We start from the raw sequence: 2,362 nt of genomic DNA on the forward strand, positions 1-2,362 counted from the left end.
TTTCTGGATCAAATCAAGCGCGAGAAGGGCGTTTGGTGAATGCCTTGGCAGCAAGAGGCGATGAAGGACGTGATACTCTGCGATAAGCCATGGGGAGCTGAGAATAAGCTTTGATCCATGGATTTCCGAATGGGGCAACCCACCTGACAGTTCGTTATGATCTGCGCGAGCAGTTCATAATGGATTGAGACAGGTACTTAAGACCTGAATACATAGGGTTTTAAGAGCAAACCCGGGGAACTGAAACATCTAAGTACCCGGAGGAAAGGACATCAATTGATACTCCCCTAGTAGCGGCGAGCGAACGGGGACCAGCCGAGCCTTGAGAGTGAGAAGAACATGTTGGGAAGCATGGCCATAGCGGGTGACAGCCCCGTATTCGAAGCTCGATGGGACGTATTAAGTAGGGCGGGACACGTGAAATCCTGTCTGAAGATCGGAGGACCACCTTCGAAGGCTAAGTACTCCTTGCTGACCGATAGCGAACCAGTACCGTGAGGGAAAGGTGAAAAGCACCCCGACGAGGGGAGTGAAACAGTACCTGAAACCGAACGCCTACAATCAGTCGGAGGCTCCTTGCGAGCTGACGGCGTACCTTTTGTATAATGGGTCATCGACTTGGTCTCACGAGCAAGCTTAAGCCGTTAGGTGTAGGCGCAGCGAAAGCGAGTCTTAATAGGGCGCATGAGTTCGTGGGATCAGACCCGAAACCGAGTGATCTAGGCATGGCCAGGTTGAAGGTAAGGTAACACTTACTGGAGGACCGAACCCACATCCGTTGAAAAGGATCGGGATGAGCTGTGCCTAGGGGTGAAAGGCCAATCAAACTCGGAGATAGCTGGTTCTCTGCGAAATCTATTTAGGTAGAGCGTCATCCGAATACCCCGGGGGGTAGAGCACTGGATGGGTAATGGGGCCCCACAGGCTTACTGATCCTAACCAAACTCCGAATACCCGGGAGTACTAGATGGCAGACACACTGCGGATGCTAACGTCCGTAGTGGAGAGGGAAACAACCCTGACCGACAGCTAAGGCCCCCAATTCATGGCTAAGTGGGAAAGCAGGTGGGACGACCAAAACAACCAGGAGGTTGGCTTAGAAGCAGCCATCCTTTAAAGATAGCGTAACAGCTCACTGGTCTAAACAAGTTGTCCTGCGGCGAAGATGTAACGGGGCTCAAGCCATGAGCCGAAGCTTCGGATGCCGTAAGGCATGGTAGCAGAGCGTAGTGTGACATAGTCTCATTCCTCCTTCACGTCTTCGGGCGTATTGGAGGAGAGAGGCTTTCGATGAAGCCGGGGCGTGAGCCATCCGGTGGAGAGATCACTAGTGAGAATGATGACATGAGTAGCGACAAAGAGTGTGAGAGACACTCTCGCCGAAAGTCCAAGGGTTCCTGCTTAAAGCTAATCTGAGCAGGGTAAGCCGGCCCCTAAGCCGAGGCCGAAAGGCGTAGGCGATGGGAACCAGGTTAATATTCCTGGGCCGTGGAGTGGTGACGGATCTCGGGTGTAGTTCAGTCTTATCGGATTGACTGGGCTGCTGAGAGGTTCCTGGAAATAGCCCTCCTATCAGACCGTACCCTAAACCGACACAGGTGGACTGGTAGAGCATACCAAGGCGCTTGAGAGAACGATGTTGAAGGAACTCGGCAAAATACCTCCGTAAGTTCGCGAGAAGGAGGCCCGGTTCCTAGGCAACTAGGGGCTGGGGGCACAAACCAGGGGGTGGCGACTGTTTATTAAAAACACAGGGCTCTGCGAAGTCGCAAGACGACGTATAGGGTCTGACGCCTGCCCGGTGCCTGAAGGTTAAAAGGAGAGGTGAGAGCCTTGAATTGAAGCCCAGGTAAACGGCGGCCGTAACTATAACGGTCCTAAGGTAGCGAAATTCCTTGTCGGGTAAGTTCCGACCTGCACGAATGGCGTAACGACTTCCCCGCTGTCTCCAACATCGACTCAGCGAAATTGAATTGCCTGTCAAGATGCAGGCTTCCCGCGGTTAGACGGAAAGACCCCGTGCACCTTTACTACAGCTTCGCACTGGCATCAGGACTGCAATGTGCAGGATAGGTGGTAGGCTTCGAAGCAGGGACGCCAGTTCCTGTGGAGCCTCCCTTGAGATACCACCCTTTGCATTCTTGATGTCTAACCGCGGTCCGTCATCCGGATCCGGGACCCTGCGTGGCGGGTAGTTTGACTGGGGCGGTCGCCTCCTAAAGCGTAACGGAGGCGCGCGAAGGTTGGCTCAGAGCGGTCGGAAATCGCTCGTTGAGTGCAATGGCAGAAGCCAGCCTGACTGCGAGACTGACAAGTCGAGCAGAGTCGAAAGACGGCCATAGTGATCCGGTGGTCCCGAGTG

Annotated in this window: 1 rRNA gene; it reads left to right on the forward strand. The window is 54.0% G+C overall.

The window, feature by feature from the left end:
- Positions 1 to 11 precede the first annotated feature (11 nt).
- Positions 12 to 2,362 (forward strand): 23S ribosomal RNA (locus AC2FM3_RS17735); the annotation flags it as partial.

The sequence above is a fragment of the Ruegeria sp. BHSB172 genome, assembly GCF_059613165.1.